This window comes from Tsukamurella sp. NPDC003166 (genome assembly GCF_040611135.1).
Taxonomy (GTDB): Bacteria; Actinomycetota; Actinomycetes; order Mycobacteriales; family Mycobacteriaceae; genus Tsukamurella.
The window spans coordinates 66,187-85,372 of the sequence record NZ_JBEXNL010000001.1 but is presented as its reverse complement, the minus strand read 5'-3'; the positions used below and the strand labels follow the sequence as shown (position 1 = coordinate 85,372).

At 70.4% G+C, this 19,186-nt stretch carries 20 protein-coding genes; 10 read left to right on the top strand and 10 right to left on the bottom strand.

Annotation, left to right across the window (positions count from 1 at the left end):
* Positions 1-3: 3 nt before the first annotated feature.
* Positions 4-1,323, bottom strand: coding sequence for an MFS transporter (locus ABZX10_RS00435; RefSeq protein ID WP_355533302.1), 1,320 nt, complete (start codon positions 1,321-1,323; stop codon positions 4-6).
* Between the two features lie 79 nt (positions 1,324-1,402).
* Here ABZX10_RS00435 and nhaA point away from each other — a divergent pair, with 79 nt between their 5' ends.
* Genes nhaA through ABZX10_RS00420 form a run of 3 tightly spaced genes read left to right on the top strand, consistent with a single transcriptional unit; the run spans position 1,403 to position 4,152 of the window.
* A complete protein-coding gene (gene nhaA / locus ABZX10_RS00430; protein ID WP_355533299.1) occupies positions 1,403-2,617 on the top strand; it encodes a Na+/H+ antiporter NhaA in 1,215 nt (404 codons plus the stop codon).
* A 37-nt stretch (positions 2,618-2,654) separates the two neighbouring features.
* A complete protein-coding gene (locus tag ABZX10_RS00425; protein ID WP_355533296.1) occupies positions 2,655-3,161 on the top strand; it encodes a phage holin family protein in 507 nt (168 codons plus the stop codon).
* Positions 3,162-3,186: 25 nt separating this feature from the next.
* Positions 3,187-4,152: an alpha/beta hydrolase gene (locus ABZX10_RS00420; RefSeq protein WP_355533294.1), complete on the top strand. Its 966-nt coding sequence runs from the start codon at positions 3,187-3,189 to the stop codon at positions 4,150-4,152.
* Between the two features lie 60 nt (positions 4,153-4,212).
* Here ABZX10_RS00420 and ABZX10_RS00415 read toward each other — a convergent pair whose 3' ends face one another.
* The 4 genes from ABZX10_RS00415 to nth are packed head-to-tail and all read right to left on the bottom strand — an operon-like array spanning position 4,213 to position 7,551.
* Positions 4,213-5,412, bottom strand: coding sequence for a MarP family serine protease (locus tag ABZX10_RS00415; protein ID WP_355533290.1), 1,200 nt, complete (start codon positions 5,410-5,412; stop codon positions 4,213-4,215).
* On the bottom strand, positions 5,409-6,119 hold the full coding sequence (locus ABZX10_RS00410) for a CoA pyrophosphatase (protein ID WP_355533287.1): 711 nt from the start codon (positions 6,117-6,119) through the stop codon (positions 5,409-5,411). The genes ABZX10_RS00415 and ABZX10_RS00410 overlap by 4 nt, the downstream gene beginning before the upstream one ends.
* Complete coding sequence (locus ABZX10_RS00405) at positions 6,116-6,784, bottom strand: TlpA disulfide reductase family protein (protein WP_355533284.1); 669 nt, start codon at positions 6,782-6,784, stop codon at positions 6,116-6,118. Before ABZX10_RS00405 ends, ABZX10_RS00410 begins: the two co-directional genes overlap by 4 nt.
* A complete protein-coding gene (gene nth / locus ABZX10_RS00400; RefSeq protein WP_355533281.1) occupies positions 6,781-7,551 on the bottom strand; it encodes an endonuclease III in 771 nt (256 codons plus the stop codon). The genes ABZX10_RS00405 and nth overlap by 4 nt, the downstream gene beginning before the upstream one ends.
* A 75-nt stretch (positions 7,552-7,626) precedes the next feature.
* On the opposite strand from nth, the gene ABZX10_RS00395 reads away from it, so the two are divergent.
* Positions 7,627-7,842, top strand: coding sequence for a hypothetical protein (locus tag ABZX10_RS00395; protein ID WP_355533278.1), 216 nt, complete (start codon positions 7,627-7,629; stop codon positions 7,840-7,842).
* Between the two features lie 238 nt (positions 7,843-8,080).
* Entirely contained in the window at positions 8,081-8,755 is a 675-nt protein-coding gene (locus ABZX10_RS00390; RefSeq protein WP_068571345.1) for a Crp/Fnr family transcriptional regulator, read from the top strand.
* 243 nt (positions 8,756-8,998) lie between these two features.
* Here ABZX10_RS00390 and ABZX10_RS00385 read toward each other — a convergent pair whose 3' ends face one another.
* From ABZX10_RS00385 to ABZX10_RS00375, 3 genes are read right to left on the bottom strand one after another with little or no spacing between them, the layout of a single operon-like run.
* Complete coding sequence (locus tag ABZX10_RS00385; RefSeq protein WP_355533273.1) at positions 8,999-9,817, bottom strand: MBL fold metallo-hydrolase; 819 nt, start codon at positions 9,815-9,817, stop codon at positions 8,999-9,001.
* Positions 9,814-10,281 carry a RidA family protein gene (locus tag ABZX10_RS00380; RefSeq protein WP_355533270.1) on the bottom strand — a complete coding sequence of 156 codons (468 nt, stop codon included), beginning with the start codon at positions 10,279-10,281 and terminating at the stop codon, positions 9,814-9,816. The genes ABZX10_RS00385 and ABZX10_RS00380 overlap by 4 nt, the downstream gene beginning before the upstream one ends.
* Positions 10,278-10,442: a hypothetical protein gene (locus ABZX10_RS00375; protein WP_355533267.1), complete on the bottom strand. Its 165-nt coding sequence runs from the start codon at positions 10,440-10,442 to the stop codon at positions 10,278-10,280. The genes ABZX10_RS00380 and ABZX10_RS00375 overlap by 4 nt, the downstream gene beginning before the upstream one ends.
* 220 nt (positions 10,443-10,662) lie before the next feature.
* Here ABZX10_RS00375 and ABZX10_RS00370 point away from each other — a divergent pair, with 220 nt between their 5' ends.
* On the top strand, positions 10,663-11,619 hold the full coding sequence (locus ABZX10_RS00370) for an ArsA-related P-loop ATPase (RefSeq protein WP_355534057.1): 957 nt from the start codon (positions 10,663-10,665) through the stop codon (positions 11,617-11,619).
* Positions 11,616-12,722: an ArsA family ATPase gene (locus tag ABZX10_RS00365; protein WP_355533264.1), complete on the top strand. Its 1,107-nt coding sequence runs from the start codon at positions 11,616-11,618 to the stop codon at positions 12,720-12,722. The genes ABZX10_RS00370 and ABZX10_RS00365 overlap by 4 nt, the downstream gene beginning before the upstream one ends.
* Before the next feature lie 71 nt (positions 12,723-12,793).
* Here ABZX10_RS00365 and ABZX10_RS00360 read toward each other — a convergent pair whose 3' ends face one another.
* Positions 12,794-13,108, bottom strand: a complete 315-nt coding sequence (locus tag ABZX10_RS00360; RefSeq protein ID WP_068571349.1) for a WhiB family transcriptional regulator — start codon at positions 13,106-13,108, stop codon at positions 12,794-12,796.
* A 246-nt stretch (positions 13,109-13,354) separates the two neighbouring features.
* On the opposite strand from ABZX10_RS00360, the gene ABZX10_RS00355 reads away from it, so the two are divergent.
* Both ABZX10_RS00355 and ABZX10_RS00350 read left to right on the top strand, forming a co-directional pair.
* On the top strand, positions 13,355-15,877 hold the full coding sequence (locus ABZX10_RS00355; protein ID WP_355533260.1) for a transglycosylase domain-containing protein: 2,523 nt from the start codon (positions 13,355-13,357) through the stop codon (positions 15,875-15,877).
* 1 nt (position 15,878) lies between these two features.
* Positions 15,879-16,667 (top strand): hypothetical protein, encoded by a 789-nt coding sequence (locus tag ABZX10_RS00350; RefSeq protein WP_355533257.1) that lies wholly within the window; start codon positions 15,879-15,881, stop codon positions 16,665-16,667.
* Here ABZX10_RS00350 and ABZX10_RS00345 read toward each other — a convergent pair whose 3' ends face one another.
* Positions 16,668-18,317 carry an acyl-CoA dehydrogenase family protein gene (locus tag ABZX10_RS00345; RefSeq protein ID WP_355533254.1) on the bottom strand — a complete coding sequence of 550 codons (1,650 nt, stop codon included), beginning with the start codon at positions 18,315-18,317 and terminating at the stop codon, positions 16,668-16,670.
* Positions 18,318-18,454: 137 nt separating this feature from the next.
* On the opposite strand from ABZX10_RS00345, the gene ABZX10_RS00340 reads away from it, so the two are divergent.
* Positions 18,455-19,174 carry a PaaX family transcriptional regulator gene (locus ABZX10_RS00340; RefSeq protein ID WP_355533251.1) on the top strand — a complete coding sequence of 240 codons (720 nt, stop codon included), beginning with the start codon at positions 18,455-18,457 and terminating at the stop codon, positions 19,172-19,174.
* The last annotated feature ends 12 nt before the right edge of the window (positions 19,175-19,186 follow it).

The following is a 19,186-nucleotide window of genomic DNA, read 5'->3' as shown; positions in this document are numbered from 1 at the left end:
GGATCAGACCCTATCGAGCTCCACGTCCCGCGTCTCGCGCATGACGACGAGCGCGATCAGCGTGGCGAGGCCGGCGATCGCGAGGTAGACGCCCACCCAGGCGACGCCGTAGCTGTGCACCAGCCAGGTCGCGATAAAGGGCGCGATCGCCGCGCCGAGGATGGACGCGAGGTTGTACGAGACGCCACTGCCGGTGTACCGGACGTTGGTCGAGAACAGCTCGGGCAGCACGGCGCTCATGGGGCCGAAGGTCAGGCCCATGAGCGTCAGCCCCACGATGAGGACCACCAGCATCGAGCCCCGCGTGGTGGTCGCGGGGTCGAGGATCCACGTGAACAGCAAGCCGTAGACGATGATCCCGACGGTCACGACGATCAGGACGAGGCGACGCCCGAACCGGTCCGCGAGCCATCCGGAGACCGCCACGAAGGCGGCGAAGAAGAGCACCGCGATCAGTTGCATCTCGAGGAAGTCGGTGAACGAGAAGGTCAGCTTGATCCCCGACTTGTCCACGACCTTGCCCACGCCGTAGGACGCGATCCACGTGGTCACCAGATAGAACAGCGTGTACGTGGCGACCATGACGAAGGTGCCGATGATCAGCGGACGCCACGCCGTACGGAAGACCTCGCCGATCGGGGCCTTGACCTTCTTGCCCTCCTCGACGGCCTTCGCGAAGACGGGCGTCTCCGAGATGCGCAGCCGCACATACAGGCCCACGATCACCATCACCGCCGAGAGCAGGAAGGGCACGCGCCAACCCCAGGTCATGAAGGCGTGACTGGTGCTCGGATCCTTGGAATCGAAGTCGAGCACCTCCATGAGGATGAGGAAGACGCCGTTGGCCAGGAAGAAGCCGAAGGGAGCGCCCAGTTGCGGCCACATCGCGGCCCAGGCACGTTTACCCTTCTCCGCGGTCTCCGTCGCGAGCAGCGCCGCTCCCGACCACTCGCCGCCGAGCCCGAGCCCCTGGGCGAAGCGCATCAGCGCGAGCAGCCCGGGGGCCCAGTACCCGGCCACGGCGTAGGTCGGGAGGAGGCCGATGAGGAAGGTCGCGATGCCCATCGTGAGCAGCGAGCCCACGAGCGTCGCCTTGCGACCGATCCGATCGCCGAAGTGGCCGAACAGGATCGAGCCGAGTGGCCGAGCGGCGAAGGCCAGCCCGAAGGTCGCGAACGAGCTGAGCAGCGCCGCCGTGTCATTGCCCTTCGGGAAGAACAACGTGGGGAAGACCAGCACGGCTGCGGTCGCGTAGATGTAGAAGTCGAAGAACTCGATGGTGGTGCCCACCATGGAGGCGACGACGATCCGCCTGCGATTCATGGGGCGGAGATTACTCCGGGCATCGAACGACCACCGCGGTGACCCGGGTCACCCGACCCCACTGCGGTACCGTTGACGGATGAACGACGCACCGCCCCGGTTCCGGGCCTCACGGGCGTTGATCCGGTTCCTGCGCACCGAAACCGTCGGCGGCACCGCCCTTCTCATCGCCGCCGCGATCGCGCTGGCGTGGGCCAACTCCCCGTGGGGCTCGACCTATACCCATCTGGCACAGATCACTCTCGGCAGTGACACCTGGTCCGTGTTCGGGCAGCCCCTGCACCTGCGGCTCTCGCTCGCCGACTGGGCCAAGGACGGCCTGCTCGCGATCTTCTTCTTCGTGGCCGGGCTGGAACTCAAGCGCGAGTTGGTGGTCGGGGAACTCTCGACCCTGCGCGGCGCCGCACTCCCCGTGCTGTGCGCGGTCGGCGGCGTCGTCGTTCCCGCGGTCATCGCGTTCACGGTCGCCCGCGACAACCCGCACATCGGCACCGCGTGGGCCATCCCCATCGCCACCGACATCGCCTTCGCGCTCGGCATCCTCTCGCTCATCGGGTCCCGGCTGCCCTCGGGGGCGCGGGTGTTCCTGCTCGGCCTCGCCGTGGTCGATGACTTGATCGCCATCGCCGTCATCGCGGTGCTGTTCGCGGGGGACCTCCGCGCGGGCTGGCTCGCCGTCGCCGCCGCCGGTTGCGCGCTGTACTGGTTCGGGCAGCACCGTCGGATCTCCACGCCGTTCCTCTACGTCCCGATCGCGATCGTGGTCTGGGTGGCCATGCTGCAGTCGGGGGTGCACGCGACCATCGCGGGCGTGGCGCTCGGCCTGCTCACGCGCGTGAAGCCGGACCCCGGGGAACACTCGTCGCCGGCCGAACGGCTCGAGCACCGGATCCAACCGGTCTCGGCGTTGATCTGCGTGCCGGTATTCGCGTTCTTCGCCTCGGGCGTCGCGGTGAACGGCGGGGTCTTCCGCGAGCTGTTCACCGACGAGCTGGCGCTCGGCATCATGATCGGCCTGTTCGTGGGCAAGATCATCGGCATCTCCGGCGCCAGCGCGCTGGCCGTACGGCTCCGGCTCGCCGAACGCCCCGAGGGCCTGGTCGGCCGGGACATCCTGGCGCTCAGCGTGCTCGGTGCCATCGGCTTCACCGTGAGCCTGCTGGTCGCGGAGCTCGCGCTGCCCGCCGACGAGGCCGATCTGGCGAAGGCGGCGGTCCTGCTGACCTCCGTGGTGGCGTCCGTCGTCGGGTCGCTACTGCTCCTCCGGCGTGGGAGGGTGCACGCGCATCCGTGACCTCTGGCACGATGACTACAACTAGAGGAGGACCACAGTGAGCTTGGACAGCACACCCACCGGCGGGACCCCGCGCACGCTCTCGGCGATCCCGCTCACCGATCCCCACGTGACCGCCTCCGGCGATCCGACGATCGGCAGCCTCGTGCGCGATGCATCGGCCCAGGTCTCCTCGCTGGTCCGCGCCGAGGTCGAGCTGGCCAAGGCCGAGACCATGCGAGATGTGAAGAAGGCGGCCACGGGCTCGGCTTTCTTCGCCGTCGCCGGCGTGGTCGCCCTGTACTCGTCGTTCTTCTTCTTCTTCTTCCTCGCGTGGCTGCTCAACGTGTGGCTGCCGATGTGGGCCGCGTCGCTCATCGTGTTCGTCCTGATGCTGATCGTGGCCGGCCTCGCGGCGTTCTTCGGCTTCCTCAAGGTGCGGAAGATCCGCGGCCCGCAGAAGACGATCGCCTCGCTCAAGGAGTCGCAGTCGATCCTCAAGGGCGATGTCGACCCGATGGCGGCCCTGAAGGGCGGCGCACCGTCGGGCGACGCCCGGCGCTGACCGACCGGCCCGAGGCGAGGACACGGTGACCAGCCCCGACCCGTCGAGCGTCCGGTTCGCCGGCCCCTGGGAGCACCTCGACGTCCGCGCCAACGGGATCCGGTTGCACGCCGTCGAGTACCGGCCGGACACCGGCTCCCCCGCCGCCGACCGGCCGCTCGTGGTGTTCCTGCACGGCTTCGGCGGCTTCTGGTGGAGCTGGCGACACCTGCTCCCCCAGCTGCACGACGCGGGCCACCGGGCCGTCGCGGTCGACCTACGCGGCTACGGCGACAGTGACAAGCCGCCCCGTGGCTACGACGGCTGGACGCTCGCCGGCGACATCAGCGGCCTCATCCGCGCGCTCGGGCACACGTCCGCCGCAGTGGTCGGGCACGGCGAGGGCGGCCTGGGCTGCTGGGCCACGGCCACCCTCCACCCGCGGGTGGTCTCGGCGATCGCGGTGATCTCCTCGCCGCATCCGATCGCACTCAAGCGCTCGGCCCTGCGCAACAAGGATCAGCGCTCGGCGATGCTCGGCCCGATCACCTTCGCGCAGCTCCCCCGTGTCGCCGAGGACCGCTTGACCAGGGACGACGGTGCGGAGATCGGTGCCCTCTACGCCGCCCGCAGCGGCGCGACCTGGCGGCGCACCGCCGACTACGCCGAGGCGCTCACCCAGTACCGCAGCGCCATCCAGATCCCCGGCACCGCGCACAGCGCCCTCGAATACGCGCGCTGGGCTTGGCGCAGCCAGTTCCGGCCCGACGGCAGCCGCTTCCTCGGCAGCATGAATCAGCGGCTGCACATCCCGGTGCTCGCCTTCCGCGGCGAGGACGACCCGTACGTCCTGCCGCAGCCCGTGTATTCGAGCCACGACTGGGCGAACGACTACCGGGTGCGCGCCGTCGAGAACGCCGGACACTACGCGCACGAGGAGGCGCCCGGCATCGTCGGGCCGCAGCTGGCGAGCTTCCTCGCGGACCTGCCCGGGCCCCGGCTCCTGCCCTGAGCAGGGCCCGCGGTCCGCAGGCCGACGGTGCCGCGGCCCGGACGTGCGAGTCGGGCTCCGTCAGCGGTTGACGCAGTCCCCCGTCGACACGCCCGCGGTGGCGGTGCTGCCGGCCTGCAGCGCCGGCTCGACCTGCTTGGCGGTGAGCGCGAACGCGGTGTCCGCGTCATCGACCGCGACGCCGAAGATCACCCCCACCACGTTGCCCTGACGGTCGAACATCGGCCCGCCGGAGTTGCCCGGGCGGACCTGCCCGCGCAGCAGGTAGACGTCGCGCCGGACCTGCGCGTCGCGGTAGATGTTGCGGCCCTCGAGGGTCTGCTGACTGCGCACGCGCGATGAGGACAGGGTCAGCGGCCCACCACCGGGGAAGCCGAGCACGAAGCCCGGGTCGCCCGGCTTAGCTCCGTTGAACACGATCCGCAGCGGCGTCGCGGTCATCCCGGGCACGTTGAGCACCGCGACATCGGTCTGGGGGTCGAAGTAGACGACCTGCGCGCTGTACTTCTTGGTGCCGTCGACGGTGACCTGCACGCTGCGGGTGCCGGCGACGACGTGCGCGTTGGTGACGACCCGGCCGGCCGTCGAGACGAAGCCCGAGCCCTCGAGCGCGCGGCTGCAGGACGGGGCCTGGCCGTCGATGCGCACGACCGAGGAGCGGACCCGCTGCACGACCGGGTCGGTGAAGTCGATGCGGTCGGGGGCGTCGACGCTCACCACCGGAGTGTTCACGAACGGCCCCAGGGCCTGCGGCAGCCCGGAGTCGTCGATGATCGACGCGAACTTCTGCGGCAGCCCGTCTGCGCCGACCACCTTGGCGAAGCCGTTGACCTTGCCGAGCACGTACGAGCCGTTGACGGACCGCGCGATCTGCGGCGCTGCGGCGGTGGTGAGCGGGATCGCGACCAGCCACGCCGCCACCAGCAGCGCGCCCACCTGCACGACCGCGCCCACGCCCGAGTCCACCGTCCGCAGGCCGCCGTGCCGGATCGAACTGCGCACCGCCCGGCCGAGGACCATGCCGGACAGCTCGCCGACGATCACCAGGCCCGCGAGCAGTCCGACGCCGAGCACGACGCGCCCCGTCGGATTGTTCACCGAGTCGAGCACGTGCGGGGCCAGCAGGACGCCCGCCGCGGCGCCCAGCACCACGCCGACGAACGCGAGCACCGACGCCGCGGCGCCCTGGCGGTAGCCGGACAACGCAGCGAGGAGCATGAGACCGACGACGACCACGTCGACCCAGGTCGATCCGGTCATCGGGCGTTCTCCTGCCAGGTCGCGGCGCGCGCCGCGGCGGCGCGCACCTCGTCGGTGAGTGGCCGCACATCATCGGTGTTCCACGGGCGTTCCCAGCCCGCGGAGCGGATCAGCGCGTTCACCAGGCCCCCCGTGAAGCCCCAGACCAGCATCGGCCCGGCCGCGAACGCGGGCCCGCGGTAGAAGGACTTGCGCACCATGAACCGGTGCGCGGGATCGATGAGCTCGGCCAGGGGCACGCGGCGGACGAGTGCGGTCTCGCCCGGATCGACGACGCCCACCCCGGAGGGCCGCGCGGCGTAACCGATGACCGGCACCACGCGGAAGCCGGACACCGGCACCTCGATCGGGTCGAGCTCGGCGAGGATCTCGACGGAGTCGGGGGCCAGCCCGGTCTCCTCCCACGCCTCCCGCAGCGCGACCGCCACGTCGTCGGCGTCCCCCGGGTCCCGCTTGCCGCCGGGGAAGGCCACCTGGCCCGAGTGCTGCCGCAGGGCGGACGCGCGCTGCGTGAGCAGCACCGTCGCGTCGTCGGGCGGGGTCGGGCCGGACGCGTCCGGGTCGCCGTCGAACAGGATCAGGACGGACGCCGGACGCGGATGCTTCGCCCGTTGCAGCGCCGCGACGGCGCCGCCGCGCAGCCGGAGCTCGTCGGCCACACCGCCGAGGTTGTCCAGCAGCGGATCGAGCCATTGCGGCGCGCTCACAGGCTCACCCCGAGCTCGGTGCGGACCAGGGCGGCCACGTCGTCGGCGGAGGTGAAGGGTTGGGCGTGCACACCGGCAACAGTGCCATCGGAACGCAACAGAACGGTCACGGGGTAGGCGCGCGGGGCACCGAGCAGCGCCGCGACGACGGCCCGCGGGTCCTGCACGGTGGGCAGCTTCACCTTCAGCTCGGCCAGGAGGTCCAGGCCCGCGACGGGATTCGGGTCGGCGTGGACGCCGAGCACCGTCAGACGGTCACCGGCACGCGCGGCGATCTCCGCGAGAGCGGGCAACTCGACGCGGCACGGCCCGCACCACCAGGCCCAGACGTTGATGAGCGTCGGCCGGGCGGTCGGGGCAGCGAGGTCCACGGGCGCACCGTCGCCGAGGCAGGTCAGGGACAGGCCCGTCAACGCCGCCGCGCCGATCCCGCCGGGGCACGCCGGCTGCGCCGCCCGCTCCCGGGCCGCCGTCAGCTGGCCGGCGCTCGCGCTGGTCGACGGTGCCGCCCCCTGCGTCGGCGAGGCGGGGGCACCGTCGCCGCCCCGGGGCCAGATGGCGACGGCCAGGGCGACCACGACGACCCCGCAGACGATCAGCCAGCGCGCGGCGGCCGGGACGCGGCTGCGCCGCTCGCCCGGGAGCAGCGGGGCGGGTGCGTTCATCGACCCGCTCCGGCCTGCACGCGGCGCCGGCGGGGCGGGGGCGGCGCGATCTGAAGCAGATGGTCGCGCTCCGGGCCCTTGACCAGCTCCGCGGCCTCGACGGGGTCGATCGGGCCGGCGCCGAACGAGGGGCAGTCCTTGGCCAGGACGCACACGCCGCACGCGGGCTTGCGGGCGTGACACACCCGTCGGCCGTGGAAGATCACCCGGTGGCTGAGGAGGGTCCACTCCTTGCGGGGAATCAGCTCACCCACGGCGTGCTCGATCTTCACCGGGTCGTGCAGCTCGGTCCACTCCCAGCGGTGGACAAGGCGGGAGAAATGCGTGTCGACGGTGATGCCGGGGACGTCGAAGGCGTTGCCCAGGATGACGTTCGCCGTCTTGCGGCCGAATCCCGGGAGCGTCACGAGCTCCTTCATCGTGCCCGGCACCTCGCCGTCGAAGCGGTCCACGAGCGCTTGCCCGAGCCCCATGATCGAGGTGGCCTTGTTGCGGTAGAAGCCGGTGGACCGGATGTACTCCTCGAGCTCCGCCCGGTTGGCACCCGCGTAGTCGGCGGCCGTCCGATAGCGGGCGAACAACGTCGGTGTGACTTGATTCACCCGGACATCGGTGCACTGCGCCGAGAGGATCGTGGCGACCGACAGCTCGAGCGGGTCCGTGAAGTCGAGTTCGCAGTACACGTGGGGGAACGCGGTCGCCAGGCTGCGGTTCATCCGGCGGGCGCGCCGCACCAACGCGAGGTGGGATTCCGGCTCCTGGGGCATGAGAATCGATTCTAACGACGACGACGTCACTCGTTCGTTGCCGTATCGAGACCTTGGCTGTGTTTACTGTCCGGCATGCAAGGATTGCTCGGGCTGCTGTTCCCGGTGGTGCTGATGCTGTTCGCATTGGCCATGGAGCGAATCGAGACGCGGGTCACCGCCGAACGTGCGGCGCCGCCCGTCAGCGGCGACGACGAGGTGCCCGATGTCGAGACGCTGGCGCGGATCGGGCTTCCCAAGGCCGTGGACAGCCTCGACCTCGACGGCGGCGCCGAGCGCCGGGCCAGCTGAGACCGCACTCCTCGACCTGACGAGCACCGACGCCCAGCGGGCCTTCGCCGACTTCGCTCCGGTATCGGACGGGCCCGATGTGGAACGCGGACGTGCCGTTCATCACGCGAACGGGTAATGTTCACGACAGACGTCTGTGCGATTTCCCACATCAGCGCGGAACGCTGCATAAACTCACACTCCAGGTCGCGGCGATCGCCGCCTGCGACGGATGGTCGATCAAGGAACGAGGTACCCCGTGGACGAGGTCCTGGCGCGGGCCGGCATATTTCAGGGTGTCGAGCCGGGCGCGGTCGATGCGCTCACCAAGGATCTACACGAGGTCGATTACCCCCGCGGGCACGTGATCTTCAACGAGGGCGAGCCGGGTGACCGGCTGTACATCATCCTCGCGGGCAAGGTGAAGCTCGGCCGGCGCTCGCCGGACGGTCGCGAGAACCTGCTGTCGGTGATGGGCCCGTCGGACATGTTCGGCGAGATGTCGATCTTCGACCCGGGCCCCCGCACGTCGAGCGCCACCTGCATCACCGAGGTCCGCGCAATGACGATGGACCGCGAGGCGCTGCGCGCGTGGATCCGCGACCGGCCGGAGATCGCGGAGCAGCTGCTGCGCGTGCTCGCGCGCCGCCTGCGCCGCACGAACAACAACCTGGCCGACCTGATCTTCACCGACGTTCCCGGCCGTGTCGCCAAGCAGCTGCTGCAGCTCGCGCAGCGCTTCGGCACGCACGAGAACGGCGCCCTGCGTGTGACCCATGACCTCACGCAGGAGGAGATCGCACAGCTCGTCGGCGCTTCGCGCGAGACGGTCAACAAGGCCCTCGCCGACTTCGCCCACCGGGGTTGGCTGCGTCTCGAAGGCAAGTCCGTGGTGATCACGGATTCGGAGCGATTGGCGCGCCGCGCCCGCTGAGATCTCATACCCCGGATCGAGAAGATGTCCGGTCATTCGTTCTCACGATCGTTGAGACGAACGACCGGACATTATTCGTCCGCCGAGCCACTCGGCCCTCGAGGTTCGGTGCGTGTCGGCGACGACACGCCGACGCCCCGTCGCAGAGTCGCACCAATGTCCGTTTCGGCACAGGCGGTCACGGTGGCACAGCCCACGGAGTGACATCCCTCTGATCCGTGCCCGGGCTCGGGCCCGGGCGCCTCAGCCGTGCTCGGCGAGATACGTGAGCTGCACCTTGACGGACATGCGGGCCGCCGGCCAGGCCTTCTTGTCGACGTCTCGGTAGACGTGCTTGACGATCTTCATCGGCTTGGCGTCAGCGGCGCTCACGCCGAGTTCGTCGAGCGCGTCGCGGACCTGCTGCAGCCGGTCCTGACGGTGCGCGGCGTACGCCGCGACGACGGGCCCCGCGTCCGGCAGGTCCGGGCCGTGGCCCGGCAGCAGGACGCGACCGTCGGCCACCGTCGACAACGACTCCAGCGAGCCGAGGTAGTCGGCGAGCGTGCCGTCCGTGGCGTCGAGCACGGTGGTGCCGCGCCCGAGGAGCGTGTCGCCCGAGACGAGGGCTCCGGGTTCGCCCTCGGCACCGTCGACGAGGAAACTCAGCGAGTCGGCCGTATGCCCCGGCGTGTGCAGCACCGTGATCCGCAGTCCCGCGACCTCGATCACCTCGCCGCCGACGAGCGGCGTCGCGGTGTTGATGCAGTACTTCTGCGCGAAGGCGCGGATGGGGCTGCGCGTGAGCTCCTCCCACTTCTTCAGCCCGCCGGTGTGGTCGGCGTGCCGGTGCGTCACGAGCGTCAGCGCGACGGTGCCCGCAGCCTTCGCGACGCGCCGCAGGTGCTTCTTATCGCCCTTGGGGCCGGGGTCGACGACCACGGCCTCCTCGCGCCCGGGCGCCCGGAGGATCCAGGTGTTCGTGCCCTCGAGGGTCATCACCGACGGGTTGTCGCAGAGCAGCACCGCGGCGAAGGGAGTGACCTGCCGCAGCTTCCCCGGCGCTGGATGCTCGAGGGTCATACCTGGACCGTGAGCTCGACCTCGACGGGTGCACCCAGCGGCAGCTCCGCGACACCGACGGCGGACCGGACGTGCACGCCCGCCTCACCGAAGACCTCCCCGAGCAGGAGCGACGCGCCGTTGACGACGGTGGGCTGACCCGAGAATCCCGGCGCCGAGGCGACGAAGCCGGTGACCTTGACGACGCGTTTGACGTTGTCGATGCCGACGAGCGCGTGCACGGCGGCCAGTGCGTTGAGCGCGCACTGCCGGGCTGCGGCCACGGCGGTCTCGACGTCCACGACACCCTCCGCGTTCTCGCTGACCTTGCCCTGCGCGAGCAGGGCACCGTCGACGAGCGGGAGCTGGCCGGACGTGTGGACCAGGTCGCCCACCTGCGTGGCCGGGACGTACGCGGCGAGGGGCGGCACGACCTCAGGCAGGACGATGCCGAGCTCGGCGAGCCGGGCGGACGGGGCGGTCACGAGAGCGGCCGCTTCATGTAGGCCACGTGCTGCTCACCGGTGGGGCCGGGGAGCACGGTGACGAGTTCCCAGCCGTCGGAGCCCCAGGTGTCGAGGATCTGCTTGGTGGCATGGGTCAGCAGGGGGATGGTGGCGTACTCCCACGTGGTCTTCTCACTCATGGCCTCACCCTATCCACCTCGCGGGCAGGGCGATAGGCGCGATCCCTACAGCGGTGCAGAACGTGTTCTCGGTCGCATTGCGCGGGGAGGTTCACGCTATCGGCCCGGGCGTGCACGGCGGTATGGATATGCTCCGGTCGTGGTGGTGAGCGAGGCGGGCCCGAGCGGGGTCGCGCAGGACACGGCGGCGGCATGGCCCGAGGGCCTCCGGGATTCCCGGCTGCACTTCGTGTCCGGCAAGGGCGGGACCGGCAAGTCGACGGTGGCCGCGGCGCTCGCGCTCGCCCTGGCCGAGGGCGGCAAGAAGGTCCTGCTGATCGAGGTCGAGGGCCGCGCCGGCATCGCGCCCACCTTCGAGCTGGGCGAACTGCCGCCGACCGAGACGAAGATCGCGACCTCCGGCACCGGCACCGTCTTCGCGCTCCCGATGGACGTCGAGGCCACGTTCCTCGACTACCTCAAGACCAACTACGGCATGGGCCTCGCGGCCCGCGCGCTCAAGTCGATCGGTGCGATCGAGTTCGCGACGACATTGGCGCCGGGCCTCAAGGACATCCTCATCACCGGCAAGATCATGGAGTGCACGCAGCGGCGCGACCGCGACGGCCGGTACGCCTACGACGCGATCGTCGTGGACGCACCGCCCACGGGCCGCATCGGGAAGTTCCTGGACGTCACGCGGGCGATGAAGGAGATCGCCAAGGCGGGCCCGATCGCCGGCCAGGCGGACCGGGTGGTGCGCCTGCTGCACTCCCCCGACACCGTCGTGCACCTGGTGACGCTCCTCGAGTCACTGCCGATCCAGGAGACCGCGGAGGCCGCGCGAGAGCTGCGCGAGCTCGATCTCAGGGTCGGCGCGGTCATCGTCAACCGGACGCTGCCGCAGCTCCTCGACGCCGACGAGCTGCGCGCCGCCGCCGACGGCACCATCGACGGACCCGCGGTCCGGGCCGCGCTCGACGGTGCGGGGATCGCCCTGTCCGACGAGGATCTGGCGGGGTTGCTCACGGAGACCATCCAGTTCGCGCGGACGGTCGACGGTCAGGACGAGGCCCGGGCGGACCTGCGGGCGATCGACGTCGCGGGCCGCTTGGAACTGCCGTTGTTGACCGGCGGGGTCGATCTGCGCGGCGTCCGCGAATTGGCGGGTGCACTGGAGGAGGCGGGGGTCCGATGATCGGTCTGGAACTGGGCCCGCAGCTGATGGATCCGGGTACCCGCGTGGTGGTGTGCTGCGGCTCCGGCGGCGTGGGTAAGACCACGACGGCCGCGGCGATGGCGCTGTGGGCGGCCGAGCAGGGCCGGCGGGTGGTGGTCCTGACCATCGATCCCGCGCGCCGACTGGCACAGGCCCTCGGCGTGGCCGACCTGACGAACGAACCGCAGGCGGTGGACGTCTCCGGTGGCGGCACCCTGCACGCGATGATGCTCGACATGAAGCGGACCTTCGATGAGATGGTCACGTCGAATGCGGATCCCGCACGCGCGCAGGAGATCCTGGCGAACCCGTTCTACCAGACCGTGGCCAGCTCGTTCTCCGGGACGCAGGAGTACATGGCGATGGAGAAGCTCGGCCAGCTCACTGCCGACGAGCGCTGGGACCTCGTCGTCGTGGACACGCCGCCCTCGCGCAACGCCCTCGACTTCCTGGACGCGCCGAAACGGTTCGGCTCCATGCTCGATTCCCGCCTGATGGGGCTCATCGCGGGCCCCACCCGCGGCTTCGGCCGGTTGGTCTCGGGCGGCATGGGGATCGCATTGAAGCTGGTCTCGACGATTGTCGGAAGCCAGATGCTTTCGGACGCTTCCGGATTCGTGTCCCAGATGGACACGCTGATCGGCGGCTTCCAGGAACGCGCGGATCGCACCTACGCGATGCTCGCACAGCCCAGCACGCGTTTCGTGGTGGTCGCCTCGCCCGAGGAGGACACGCTGCGCGAGGCCACCTATTTCGTGGAGCGTCTCGCGGGCGAGTCGATGCCGCTCGCCGGACTCATCGTCAACCGTACGCACCCGGGGCTCGCGACGGTTCCCGTCGAGGCCGCCCGGGCCGCGTCCGGGCGCCTGGGGGCCGACGGTGCCGCCCGCACCGCTGAGGCCGTCCTGCGCGTACACGCGTGGCGCGCGGAGATCGCGGCGCGCGAGGTGCAGGTGCTCGGGGAGTTCGTCCGACGGTGCCCGACGGTGCCGGTGGTCGGCGTGCCGTCCCTGCCCTTCGAGGTGGCCAACCTGGAGGCGCTGCAGGCCGTCGCCGAGCAGATCGTCGGCCGAATTCGGTAGCTGGGCAAACGAAAGGGCCCCGCACCGTCGAAGGTACAAGGCCCTGATACCTCCCGCCGGGAGGCGGGGAGTCAGCCGGCGACGACGCGCTTGCGATCGCGCTGGGCTTCGAAGAAGGCGCGCCAGCTGGTGACCTCGGGATGCTGGCGGAGGAGGGCGCGGCGCTGGCGCTCCGTCATACCGCCCCAGACGCCGAACTCGACGCGGCTGTCGAGCGCGTCGGCACCGCACTCGAGCTGGACCGGGCAGTGACGGCAGATGGTCGCGACCTTGCGCTGGGCGGCGCCACGAACGAACAGCTCATCGGGATCGACGTCGCGACACTTGGCCTTGGAGACCCAAACCAGGCGATCCTCGTCGTCGACCAGAACCCGTGCACTTGTCATGTGACATCCCCTTTCGCGTGTCGTGGTCCGACCTCCCCTCGGTCCGTCCCGGAGGTGTACGGGGGGCCGATCGAGGTGCTCACCACATCGTCTGCAATAGTGTTACCTGAATCACACGGAGGAAACAAGTCGGGGACCGAGGTAGATCGGAACAGTGGTCCAAGAAATTCTGTACGTCCGTACCGACGCCCTGGTCGGCGCGTCGGGACCCCGGAGTCGAGCCGGTCGGCACGTATCCTGGTGACCGTGTCGAAACCCGGAGTGATCGCGAAACTGGTCGGCTGCATCCTGCTGGCCGGGCTGCTGGTCGCCGGTGTCCTGTTCCCGTACATCGGCGGCATCGGCCTCATCTCGAACCGTGCGGCGGACACCGTCGACAACATCAGTTCCGAGCTGCTCGAGGGCCAGGTCCCCGAGGTGACCACGGTGGTCGACTCGACCGGAGCGCCGATGGCGTACCTCTACGACCAGCGGCGCGTGCAGGTCCCGTTCGACCAGATCTCGCAGAACATGGTGCGCTCGATCATCTCGATCGAGGACAAGCGGTTCATGGAGCACGACGGCGTGGACTACCAGGGCACACTGCGCGCGTTCCTCAAGAACCAGTCCGCGGGCGAGGTCCAGCAGGGCGCATCGACACTGGATCAGCAGTACATCAAGAACTACCAGCTGCTCGTCCTCGCGAAGTCGGACGCGGACCGGCGCGCGGCGGTCGAGACCACCCCGGCCCGCAAGCTGCGCGAGGTACGGATGGCGCTCACGCTCGAGCGCACGCTCACCGAGCGCGCGAAGAAGGAGCACGGCGTCGACGACGCGCGGGCCAAGGTGATCGCCAAGGAGCAGATCCTGGCGCGCTACCTGAACCTGGTGCCCTTCGGCAACGGCGCCTACGGCATCGAGGTGGCGGCGCAGACCTACTTCGGCAAGCGGGCCTCGCAGCTGAGCATCCCGGAGTCGGCGATGCTCGCCGGAATGGTCCAGTCGAGCTCCGCGCTGGACCCGTACACCAACCCCCAGGGCGTCACCATCCGCCGCAACACCGTCCTGGACACGCTCATCGCGAACTTCCCGGACAAGGCGGCGGAGTACCAGGCGGCGAAGCAGGCGCCCCTCGGCGTTCTCCCGCGACCGAACACGCTGCCCGGAGGCTGCATCTCCGCGGTCGCGAACCGCGGCTACTTCTGCGACTACGTGCTGCAGTACCTCGCCCAGGCCGGGATCCCCAAGGACATGGTGATGCGCGGCGGCTACACGATCCGCACCACCCTCGATCCGCGTGTCCAGGACTCGGTGCAGTCGGCACTCACCGCCACCGCCAGCCCGACCCTCTCCAATGTCGCGCAGGTCATGAACGTGATCAAGCCCGGCCAGACCTCGCACGACATCGTCGCGATGAACTCCTCGCGCGTCTACGGCCTCAACGTCGACAAACGCGAGACCGTCCAGCCCGAGCCCTTCGCCCAGGTGGGCGACGGTGCCGGGTCCACCTTCAAGATCTTCACGGTCGCGGCGGCGATGGAGAAGGGCATGGGGCTGGACACGAACGTCACCGTGCCGTCCACGGTGTCGGTGAAGGGGATGGGCCACGGCGGCTACGCGGGCTGCCCGTCCGATTCCTACTGCGTGAAGAACGCGGGCGCGTACCCGTACTCCATGTCGCTGACGCAGGCCCTCGCGACCTCGCCGAACACGCCGTTCGTCAAACTGATTGAGCAGGTGGGCGTGACGCCGGTGGTCGACATGGCGGTCAAGCTCGGCATGCGCTCGTACACGCTGCCCGGAAGCTCGGGCTTCGGCAACGACAGCCTCGCCGACATGTTCAAGAAGCAGAACCTGGCCTCGTTCACGCTCGGTCCGACCGCGGTGAGCGCGCTCGAACTGACGAACGTCGCGGCCACGCTCTCGTCGGGCGGTATGTGGTGCCCCGCGAATCCGATCCAGTCGATCACCCAGCCCAAGCGCAACAGCGACGGCATACAGACCGTGGGGGCCGACGGTAAGCCGGAGACGACCCCGGTGCCCTTCAAGTCCGAGAAGTGCGAGCAGGTCATCGACAAGGGCCTGGCGAACACCCTCGCGAATGCACTGAGCCAGGACGACCGTGGCGCGGGCACCTCCGCGGGCTCGGCCTCCCGCGCCGGCTGGTCGCTCCCGTTGTCCGGCAAGACCGGCACCACGGAGACCTTCCGTTCCTCGGCCTTCCTCGCGTTCACCAACCAGTACGCGGGTGCCAGCTACGTCTACAACGACGGCAACTCCCCCGGCCCCATCTGCACGAGTCCGCTGCGGCCCTGCGGCGAGGGCAATGTCTACGGTGGTAACGAGCCTGCTCTGGCCTGGTACACCGCGATGAAACCGGTCTCGACGATCTACGGCCCCGTCGCGCTGCCGTCGGTCGACCCGAAGTACCGGGACGGCTTCGGCCCCGGCAAGATCCCGAACGTGATCGGGCTCAACGAGGCCGCGGCACGGGCCCGGATCGAGGCCGCCGGCTTCAAGGCGACCGTCGCGTACGTCAACAACTCCGCGCCGAACGGCACCGTCGTCTCGACCTCGCCGTCCGGTTTCACACAGCCCGGCTCGACGATCACCCTCAACCTGTCGAACGGCATCGCCCCCGCACCGTCGGCCCCGTCCCTTCCCGGCGTCCAGACGGGTCCGGGCGGCACCACGATCACCATCCCGGGCTTCGGGCAGTTCACCATCCCCGGTGCGGGCGGGCAGGGCGGCGGCCCGGTTCCCACGCCGGCGCCGACCCCGGACAACTGACGTGCGCGGCGGACGCGCCGTCGTCGCGCTCCTGCTCACGGGTTCGACGGTGACCGCATGCGCCGATCCGGCGTCGTCGCTCGCCGGGACGACCGGCCCGTCCGTGGCCGTCTCGGCCGCGCCGTCGACCACGTCCGCGGCGGAACCGTCGTACGACTTCGGTCCACCCGGCCCCACCGCGGCCCCGGCGCACGGCTATGTACCCGGTCTCGAACGACGCACGGGCGTCGACGGTCCGCTCACCTACGACGTGCGGGTGCCGACGCTGGCCGGCGGTTCCGCCGCCGTCACTGCGCGGTTCAACGCGTCGATGCGCGCGTCCCTGGCAGACCTGACCAACGCGCTGACGAAGCACGACAGCGTGACACTGGTCGATGGACGGCTCGTCAACGGCGAACGGTCCCGCGTGACCCACATCGGCTCCCGCGTCGTCGCGGGGATCCTGCTGACGAACTTCTACGCCGCGCGCGCGGCGCACCCGAACAACGACATTGGCACCGTCGTCATCGACACCGCGACGGCGCAGCCGATCCTGCTCTCGCAGGTGTTCCCCACGCCGGCCGGCCAGGCGAAACTGCTCTCCCTCATCTCAGCCCGGACCTACGGCCCCGTCAAGCCGTTCGCGGAGGACTTCACACGAGACCTGGCGAACTGGGTGCCGTCGCCTGCAGGAATCACGGTGTATGCAGGAGTGGGCCATGTAGCGGGCGACTACGGCGCGTTCACGGTCCCGTGGTCGGAACTGAAAGACGTGGTGGCACCGGCGATGTGGCCGGTCGTCACGTCCTGATCAGCCGATCTTCGGAGTCACCCGATCGAGGATGGCTGCGGTGTCGACGCCCTGCGGGAGGGTGCCGAAGACATCGCCGCGGTCGCCCGCGAGCCGGCTGCGGGTGTAGGCGTCCGCGACGGCGGGGTGGCCGAACCGGACGAGGAGCGACCCCTGCAGCGCGGCTGCCATGTCGCCGACGAGGCGGCGGGCGCCGAACTGCATCGCCACCTGGTCACCGAGGTCGAGCGCGCCGAAGGAGCCCTTGAGCTTCGCGATGGCGGCGTCGTAGACGGAGTCCGCGCCGGCGGCGGCGTCGAGCTCGGCGAAGAACGCCGCGACGGCCTGGGGCTCGCGCGCCATGGCACGCAGCACGTCCAGCGCTGCGACATTGCCGGATCCCTCCCAGACGGAGAGCAGCGGGGCCTCGCGGTACAGTCGCGGCATCCGCGAGTCCTCGATGTATCCGTTGCCGCCCAGGCACTCCAGTGCCTCCGCGGCGTGGATCGGGCCGCGCTTGCAGACGTGGTACTTGGTGACGGCCAGGGCGATCCGGCGCAGCAGCGACGCGTCCTCATCGCCGGCGACGGAGCGGTCGGTGAGCCCGGCGAGCCAGAGCCCGGCGGCGGTCGCACCCTCGGCCTCCACGGCGAGGTCGGCGAGCACGTTGCGCATGAGCGGCTGATCGATGAGGTCGGCGCCGAAGGCCTTCCGGTGCGCGGCGTGGTGCGCGGCCTGCGTCAGCCCGGCCCGCATGCCGGTCGCGGTGCCCAGCACGCAGTCGAGGCGGGTCATGTTGACCATCTCGACGATGGTGCGCACGCCGCGGCCCTCCTCCCCGACCAGCCAGCCGACGGTGCCGTCGTACTCGACCTCGCTGCTGGCGTTGGAGTGGTTGCCCAGCTTGTCCTTGAGGCGCTGCAGGGCGAAGACGTTGCGCGACCCGTCGGGCAGCACGCGGGGGATGAAGAAGCACGAGACACCCGACTCGGTCTGTGCGAGCGTCAGGAACAGGTCGGACATCGGCGCTGAGGTGAACCACTTGTGGCCCGTGATCCGGTACGTCCCATCGGATTGCGGGATCGCGCGGGTGGTGTTGGCGCGGACGTCCGAGCCGCCCTGCTTCTCGGTCATCGACATGCCGGCGATGAGGCCGCGCTTGCCGAGCGGGGCGCGCAGGCCGAAGTCGTACTCCTTCGCGGTGAGCAGCGGCACGTACTGCGCCGCGAGCTCCGGGTTCGCACGCAGGGCGGGGACCACGGCGTAGGTCATGGAGATCGGGCAGCCGTGTCCGGCGTCGACGTGGCCCCACACGCTGAACTTCGCGGCGCGGACGAGATGCGCGTTCGGGTCCGTCTCCGCCCAGGGTGCGGCATGCAGGCCGTGCTCGACGGAGACCTTCATGAGCTGGTGGTACGCGGGGTCGTACACCACCTCGTCGACACGGTTGCCGTACCGGTCGTGGGTCTTCAGGACGGGCGGGTGCGCCTCGGCGAGATCGCCCCACTCAAGGGCCTCGGCGGTACCGCCGAGCGCCCCGAGCGCGTCGATCGCGTCGAGCTGCGCGGTGTCCACCTGCGCGCGCCGCAGCGCATCGTCGATCACCGGGGTCTCGGCGGTGTTGAAGCCGAGCAGCGGGGGCACCTGATTGGTCACTTCGTGCGTGGGCATGCTGCGGTTCCTCCGGCTCGACGGTGCGCGCCCCTCCCGGGCCGCAGCCTCCAGTATTGCATGTGGCCGACAGTTGCATCGGAAATGCAATGGATTCGTGACTTCAGCTGTTCTCCCGCGGTGTAGCGTCGACGCCGATGTCCCCCTCCCTCACCGCCACGGTCTCGGCACGATCGGCCGTGCTCAGCCTGCTGCTCGGCGCGCACCCGCCCGAGCTGGAGGGGCGCGAGATCGTGGCGGCGATGCGGCTGTTCGGGATCTCGGAATCGACGACCCGCGCGGCGATGTCGCGCATGGTGACCGCAGGCGACCTGGTGCGCGACGGCGGGCGGTACGCGCTCTCGGAGCGGCTGGTGCGGCGTCAGGCGCGCACGGACTCCCCCACGACGACGGTGTGGGACGGGACGTGGGAGACCGCGATCATCACCACGAGCGGACGCAGCGCCGGCGACCGCGCGAACCTGCGGGCCGAGATGACCCGGCTCCGCCTCGCGGAGCTCCGCGAGGGCGTGTGGATGCGGCCGGCGAACCTCGACCGCCCGTGGACCGACGCGGTGCGGGACGTCGCGTCGCGCTTCTCCGCCCGACCCGAGGACGACCCCGTCGAACTCGCGCACGCGCTGTGGGACCTGCCGGAGTGGTCCCGACACGGGCGCGCGCTGCTCGCCGCGGTCGACGATGCCGGAGACGACGGGCAGGCGCGATTCCTGACCATGGTGGCGCTGGTGCGCCACCTCTACGAGGACCCGTTGCTGCCGCCGGAGTTGTGTCCCGCGGGCTGGCCGGCGGAAGCGCTCACCGCGGCCTACGCGGACTTCCGCGCCTGGCTCGCGGCGATGCGGATCGGCCGGGGCTGAGCCGGCCGACGC

Bases quoted from the DNA above. Each gene is read 5' to 3' on its own strand.
- ABZX10_RS00435 (WP_355533302.1), bottom strand. From the start codon at position 1,323: ATGAATCGCAGGCGGATCGTCGTCGCCTCCATGGTGGGCACCACCATC.
- nhaA (WP_355533299.1), top strand. From the start codon at position 1,403: ATGAACGACGCACCGCCCCGGTTCCGGGCCTCACGGGCGTTGATCCGG.
- ABZX10_RS00415 (WP_355533290.1), bottom strand. From the start codon at position 5,412: ATGACCGGATCGACCTGGGTCGACGTGGTCGTCGTCGGTCTCATGCTC.
- ABZX10_RS00405 (WP_355533284.1), bottom strand. From the start codon at position 6,784: ATGAACGCACCCGCCCCGCTGCTCCCGGGCGAGCGGCGCAGCCGCGTC.
- nth (WP_355533281.1), bottom strand. From the start codon at position 7,551: ATGCCCCAGGAGCCGGAATCCCACCTCGCGTTGGTGCGGCGCGCCCGC.
- ABZX10_RS00395 (WP_355533278.1), top strand. From the start codon at position 7,627: ATGCAAGGATTGCTCGGGCTGCTGTTCCCGGTGGTGCTGATGCTGTTC.
- ABZX10_RS00385 (WP_355533273.1), bottom strand. From the start codon at position 9,817: ATGACCCTCGAGCATCCAGCGCCGGGGAAGCTGCGGCAGGTCACTCCC.
- ABZX10_RS00375 (WP_355533267.1), bottom strand. From the start codon at position 10,442: ATGAGTGAGAAGACCACGTGGGAGTACGCCACCATCCCCCTGCTGACC.
- ABZX10_RS00365 (WP_355533264.1), top strand. From the start codon at position 11,616: ATGATCGGTCTGGAACTGGGCCCGCAGCTGATGGATCCGGGTACCCGC.
- ABZX10_RS00360 (WP_068571349.1), bottom strand. From the start codon at position 13,108: ATGACAAGTGCACGGGTTCTGGTCGACGACGAGGATCGCCTGGTTTGG.
- ABZX10_RS00345 (WP_355533254.1), bottom strand. From the start codon at position 18,317: ATGCCCACGCACGAAGTGACCAATCAGGTGCCCCCGCTGCTCGGCTTC.
- ABZX10_RS00340 (WP_355533251.1), top strand. From the start codon at position 18,455: ATGTCCCCCTCCCTCACCGCCACGGTCTCGGCACGATCGGCCGTGCTC.